Annotated in this window: 9 protein-coding genes and 1 pseudogene; 2 read left to right on the forward strand and 8 right to left on the reverse strand. The window is 38.6% G+C overall.

From position 1 onward, the window contains the following. From FTV43_RS14375 to FTV43_RS14400, 6 genes are all read right to left on the reverse strand, one after another. Positions 1 to 757, reverse strand: a 757-nt coding sequence (locus tag FTV43_RS14375) for a hypothetical protein (protein WP_179995766.1), incomplete at its 3' end; no start/stop codon positions are given. 127 nt (positions 758 to 884) lie between these two features. Then, the gene (locus FTV43_RS14380) at positions 885 to 1,100 is read right to left on the reverse strand and encodes a hypothetical protein (protein WP_042087985.1); all 216 of its coding nucleotides are present in this window, start codon (positions 1,098 to 1,100) and stop codon (positions 885 to 887) included. After that, a complete protein-coding gene (locus tag FTV43_RS14385; protein WP_042087986.1) occupies positions 1,090 to 1,386 on the reverse strand; it encodes a BrnT family toxin in 297 nt (98 codons plus the stop codon). The genes FTV43_RS14380 and FTV43_RS14385 overlap by 11 nt, the downstream gene beginning before the upstream one ends. 70 nt (positions 1,387 to 1,456) lie before the next feature. Further along, complete coding sequence (locus FTV43_RS14390) at positions 1,457 to 1,957, reverse strand: hypothetical protein (RefSeq protein ID WP_068550831.1); 501 nt, start codon at positions 1,955 to 1,957, stop codon at positions 1,457 to 1,459. Then, positions 1,954 to 2,883: a MobA/MobL family protein gene (locus tag FTV43_RS14395; protein WP_119065094.1), complete on the reverse strand. Its 930-nt coding sequence runs from the start codon at positions 2,881 to 2,883 to the stop codon at positions 1,954 to 1,956. Before FTV43_RS14395 ends, FTV43_RS14390 begins: the two co-directional genes overlap by 4 nt. Further along, positions 2,883 to 3,038 carry a hypothetical protein gene (locus FTV43_RS14400; RefSeq protein ID WP_002061201.1) on the reverse strand — a complete coding sequence of 52 codons (156 nt, stop codon included), beginning with the start codon at positions 3,036 to 3,038 and terminating at the stop codon, positions 2,883 to 2,885. The genes FTV43_RS14395 and FTV43_RS14400 overlap by 1 nt, the downstream gene beginning before the upstream one ends. Positions 3,039 to 3,317: 279 nt before the next feature. On the opposite strand from FTV43_RS14400, the gene FTV43_RS14405 reads away from it, so the two are divergent. Further along, positions 3,318 to 3,734: a conjugal transfer protein TraD gene (locus FTV43_RS14405; protein WP_108091264.1), complete on the forward strand. Its 417-nt coding sequence runs from the start codon at positions 3,318 to 3,320 to the stop codon at positions 3,732 to 3,734. Between the two features lie 218 nt (positions 3,735 to 3,952). On the opposite strand, the pseudogene FTV43_RS14410 reads toward FTV43_RS14405, so the two are convergent. Beyond that, positions 3,953 to 4,084 (reverse strand): annotated as a pseudogene (locus FTV43_RS14410) (IS3 family transposase); the annotation flags it as partial. Positions 4,085 to 4,147: 63 nt separating this feature from the next. On the opposite strand from FTV43_RS14410, the gene FTV43_RS14415 reads away from it, so the two are divergent. Continuing rightward, on the forward strand, positions 4,148 to 4,852 hold the full coding sequence (locus tag FTV43_RS14415; protein WP_005028420.1) for an IS6 family transposase: 705 nt from the start codon (positions 4,148 to 4,150) through the stop codon (positions 4,850 to 4,852). Between the two features lie 35 nt (positions 4,853 to 4,887). Here the strand turns inward: FTV43_RS14415 and FTV43_RS14420 are convergent. Continuing rightward, positions 4,888 to 5,140: LysR family transcriptional regulator (locus FTV43_RS14420; protein ID WP_179995765.1), on the reverse strand; the 253-nt coding region annotated here is incomplete at its 5' end.

A 5,140-nucleotide genomic window follows, 5' to 3' on the forward strand; every position in this document is an offset into this window, starting at 1 on the left:
TTTCTTGTGAAGCTATATTTTGCTGAATAGCTACCTGCTTCATTTTTACTGGTAAAGTAATCTTTTCATCAGATTTGGGGCTAGATTCTTTAGGCTTTGAATCTGTTGGCTTTTGCAAAGTTGCTTCTTTATTTTTAATTTTTATATAAATTTTATGTACGACCGTATTGTGTTCTTTGATCTCCTTATTTTTACTCTTTATTTTTTTATATTGTTCTTTAAAGGGCGTTATAAAATTCTTAACCGTTGATAGCAGTACAGCTTCATCAGAGTGTATATCTGCTAATGTCTTTGGTGTTTCACTTTGTACAAAATCAATAAAATGTAAGGGAAATTTTTCAATAATCTCTGGAGTAGCAAAACTAACAAAATGATATCCGTGATAAGAAATTACAGCGTAATTTGTATCCTGTTTAATCGGATGTTTGATATATCCCTTTACTGTCGCTTCTCCTTGATCCAATAGCTTTTTTAGATAGAAATCCTTGATATGATTCTCTAAAACTCTACTTTTTCTATAAAAATTAATCTTATTGTTAATCTCTTCTCGCTCTTCTATTTCATCAACAATATCTAACTTATGACTAAATTCAACAAATTGAGCATGATGATATTCAGCAAGTTTAGAAGTCCAAATTAAGATTTGTCCAAGATTATCAGGCTTAATAATCTCAATATCGTTGAAATCAAGTTTTTTTATTAGTGCAAGTTCTTCATGCTTGAACTCTTTTCTTTCCAAACTTGAATGTTTCAACATAACAACTTCCTTAACCACGGCGTATCCTTCAAAAACTATAAAGTAAAAGCTCATTTGGTATGAATACCAAATGAGCTTTCTAATTAATCAATCAAACATTAAAACAAAAAAGGGAGGTCATACCTAATTAAGTACGTTTCAATGCCATAATATGGCGAACCATATCGTTAATATGTTGTTTTGTTTCATTATCTTGTGAACCTAACCATGTCACCACATCAGCATCAAAAGCCTTTGCTTGAGCGATGGCGTGACGTTCCTGTAATTTTTTCACAAAACTAGGTTTAACCAATGGGGCATTGGTAGGATCAAAATTTTTATAGCGTTCTAATTCATTTTGCATTGCTGTACCTCCGCTTTTGGTGATGTGATGGTTCAAATGCAGTGATTATTCTCGCAACATCTCCACGTTCAACCCAAACCACTGTTAATAGTCTACCACGATTGCTTAAACCGACTGATATTAGTCGTTGTTCGTCATAGTGTCCTACATCATCAAAAGACATCAATGCAGGATCAAGGAAAATACTACAGACTTCTTCGAACGTAATTTCACGCCCTCTGTAGACTAAATCCATTTTTTGGTCATGCCATTCAAATAACAAGCCGTAATATTCAATCAATGGCATGATTACCCCTTTTCCTCTCGTAGAATTGAAATTAAGTAAGAATTTTCTTTTAGCATAAGAAATATTCTTATTATTTTGGGTCTATGACACAAAAATCGCCATTTTTTCCATATCCGCACTGCTTTTTCATCACTCGGACACACGGTTTAGATTCTCCATCAACTTTACAACTTCCAATATCAAACTGGATGCCTTGCTGTCTCAGGCTCTCGATCTGCGGGATATTGCCTAAAGGTTTGATATAAACACTAAACAGCCAAATGATACCAAGCATCAGAATGGCAAAGATGCCTAGAACAATGGTAATGAGCTTCCATGACAACTGATCACGGGCTGATTCAATTGAATTATTCAAGCGTCCAAGTGCTTTAGCGGTCTTAATAAGCTCCGCTGTACCCTCCTGTAAGCCCGTATTTAGCGATTTTGATACAGTATGGTGGGTCTGCCCAGCAATAGTGCTTTGAATGTGTTCTTTCGTGATTTGAAGCTCTTTAACGGCCTGATTGACGAGGTTCTGCTGTTGTTCTGCAACTGCCATTAGTGCATATAGCTTTTTTTCATCAGGTGTCATCGGCTCATCCCTCTAAACTTCATTGTTTTCTGTTGCTCTCTTTCTAATTTCTGCTGTTGTTTGTACTGTTCCAAAGCAAGCTGTTTAAAGCTGTCAAAATCAGCCTTAAAGCTCTCAATACCCTGTTTAATTTCTTTGTCTGAAATTGGGCTGTTTTTGAGGTCTTTCAGGTCTTGTTTGGGGTCGCCTAAGTCTAGTCGCTCAAGCTCTTTATAGGCTGTACGTGATTGTTGTAGGGCTTCCCTAATTTCAGGGTCTTTGGCTTGGCTTGGTAACAGTTTCTTTTCGGGTTCTTTCTCTATGCCTTGCTCTTTGTAGCTTCGCATATCAATACGGCTATCAATTTGATGTTTTTCTAAATGGCTGTTGCATAAATCCGCCCATCTTTGGCGTAGGTCTTTAATATCAATTTTTCGTTCCTGGTAACTCTTGCCTGTATTGTCTTTTTTAGCTCCGCCACGTTCAGGATTTTTGCTGTTATAGCGTTTGAAATATTGCTCTGGATCTCGTTCGATTCCATCTTGCAGACGTTCATTAAACATGAGATGCACGTGGGGCTGATCGTTGCCGTCCATTGCTTTAGGGTTATGAATCGCAAACTGATATGGATATTTTGAGCCGATCTCGGACTGAATGAACTCCTCAACCAGTTCTAGACGTTGTTTGGCATTCATCTCTCTAGGCAGGGCAATTTCATATTCTCGATAGGTACTGCCATTTTTGCGCTCGTAAAGGTCGGCTGCTTCCCAAAAGGTAATCGGATTATGTTCAGCCCATTTCGGCATATTCCCATAGGCACTATGTTCAAGGTCGGTTTCTGCCTGTTCTTGTTTCAGCTTTTTTTCTTCATCCCGATCAATATATTCGGCATGCGGTGCTGCTTTACCTGCCTTACCGACTTTGACACTTAAACGAGCAATCGCCATTAGGTCTTATCCTGTTCCTTTTTTCGGTTACGTTCTTTTTTAAACGCTCTTTGATCAAGTATCGAAGCCCACATCATAATGATGATAATTAGCGGTGCTGCGATCACGCCAAAACTAATATCTTTGATTTTTCCCAATACCTGTTTTAGTTGCATGCTGTTGCTCCTAGCTTTGGTACTTCTTTTTTTCATTCAATTTTCAATTGAACGAAAAAAAGAAGTTTCAGGGTTTTAGGGATGAAGTCCCTAACGTGCTTAGGTTTCTCAATGAAATTGAGAAACGTCTAAGCGCGCCATCAATTTTTTGATGGAAGTACAGGCGACAATCTCTAGAACGACTTTAACAAAATTGCGTACCTTGGACGTAATTATTTTGTTATCGTTCTTTGAGTATTGAGCCTGTGCTTTTGCGGTATATGAATTAAGGAATTGAATATGAATAATGATTGGCTGTCTGAAAAAATTACCTACATTTCTGCTTTAAAGAATCCCAGTGATGCACAAAAGCTTTTATTAGAATTAGCTCAAATCCAATACCGTACTCCCGACCAAGAGAAAAAATTGAATGCCTTGATCAAAGCTGAAAAAGCCATAGATCGAGCGAATAAACAGAAGATAGCAGTCAGAAAATTACTGAATGCAGAAAAGGAAGCTGAACGAAAAGCTCGTACACGTCATCTCATTCAATTAGGCGCACTTTTTGAAATTGCTAACCTTGATCAGCGTGACCCAGCCGAATTACTTGGAATTCTGCTTAAAACTGCTGAAATAGACCCAAATGATATGAAATGGCAAATTTGGAAGGATTTAGGATTAGAAGTTCTCAAACAACGTAAAAATAATTCAAATTAATTATAAGCTAAGCTAGATCAGCAATAAATTAAGTTATGATTTAACAAATCATTATGAGATTTCATAGGACAATTAATGAAAAAGTTTATCTTAGGACTCTGTCTATCTTTACCAATTCTCTCTCATGCAGCACCTAAATGGGAACTTGCTAATGTATTCATCACAAACAAAGATAAAGGTGAACCGTACCGGGTTTGTCGGAGAGTTTTTTATTTAAGTTAGGCCACCTGACCTAACGGGTTAATCTTATCATAGTACATTGCTTCAAAATCAAAAGGTGATACATAACCTAGTGCACTATGTACACGCTCTTTATTGAACCAATCTACCCAATTTAGTGTCGCAAGTTGGGCACTGTTGCAAATAGGCTGACATGATAAGCTAAATATCTTATTTATTTCGAGATACAGCAGATGAATCCCTTCCACGGTCGGCACTTTCAAGGTGAAATCATTCTTTGGGCTGTTCGTTGGTATTGTAAATATGGCATCAGCTATCGTGAACTTCAGGAAATGCTGGCCGAACGTGGAGTGAATGTTGATCACACCACAATTTATCGCTGGGTTCAGCGTTATGCTCCAGAAATGGAAAAACGTTTACGTTGGTATTGGCGTAATCCTACAGATCGACATTTATGGCATCTGGATGAAACTTACGTAAAAGTGAATGGCAAATGGGCATATCTATACCGTGCAGTTGACCAACGTGGCCATACTCTTGATTTCTATCTTTCTGCTAGACGAAATACCCATTCAGCTTATTGTTTTCTTGGAAAAATTTTAAATAATGTGAAGAAGTGGCAAATTCCACAAGTGATCAACACGGATAAAGCACCCACATATGGACGTGCTTTATCACGGTTAAAACGGGAAGGTAAATGTCCACCAGACCTTGAGCACAGGCAGATTAAGTATAAAAATAACGTGATTGAATGTGATCATGGCAAGCTAAAGCGGATCATCAGGGCCACATTAGGATTCAAATCTATGAAGACGGCTTATGCCACAATTAAAGGTATTGAAGTCATGCGTGCACTACGTAAAGGACAAGCATCGTCATTTTATTATGGTCAGCCTCAGGGTGAAGTGTGTCTAATCAACAGGGTTTTCGGTCTCTAAGTACTTTTTAAAGGGAACATCATCGACTCAAATCTCTATTTGCAACAGTGCCCCATGAAGTGCCTGCCTGCGTCTGTTAGCCGAACGCCCCGCGCATGGCGCTCAAATAGCAGGACACCAAGGTTATCCTCCAGCGCTTTCACACGCGCGCTGACGCTCGACTGGCTGATACCAAGTGCCTTGGCCGCATGCCGAAAATTCAGATGCTCGGCGACGGCGATGAACTGAACAAGGGAAATGAGCGGTATCCTGCCAGACAGGATACCGACATTCACGAGGTTTCGATGG

The organism is Acinetobacter sp. YH16053 (assembly GCF_013417035.1).
Taxonomy (GTDB): domain Bacteria; phylum Pseudomonadota; class Gammaproteobacteria; order Pseudomonadales; family Moraxellaceae; genus Acinetobacter; species Acinetobacter towneri.

Excerpts from the sequence above, each read along its gene's own strand:
- FTV43_RS14380 (WP_042087985.1), bottom strand. The coding sequence starts at position 1,100 with ATGCAAAATGAATTAGAACGCTATAAAAATTTTGATCCTACCAATGCC.
- FTV43_RS14415 (WP_005028420.1), top strand. The coding sequence starts at position 4,148 with ATGAATCCCTTCCACGGTCGGCACTTTCAAGGTGAAATCATTCTTTGG.
- FTV43_RS14385 (WP_042087986.1), bottom strand. The coding sequence starts at position 1,386 with ATGCCATTGATTGAATATTACGGCTTGTTATTTGAATGGCATGACCAA.
- FTV43_RS14405 (WP_108091264.1), top strand. The coding sequence starts at position 3,318 with ATGAATAATGATTGGCTGTCTGAAAAAATTACCTACATTTCTGCTTTA.
- FTV43_RS14395 (WP_119065094.1), bottom strand. The coding sequence starts at position 2,883 with ATGGCGATTGCTCGTTTAAGTGTCAAAGTCGGTAAGGCAGGTAAAGCA.
- FTV43_RS14400 (WP_002061201.1), bottom strand. The coding sequence starts at position 3,038 with ATGCAACTAAAACAGGTATTGGGAAAAATCAAAGATATTAGTTTTGGC.
- FTV43_RS14390 (WP_068550831.1), bottom strand. The coding sequence starts at position 1,957 with ATGACACCTGATGAAAAAAAGCTATATGCACTAATGGCAGTTGCAGAA.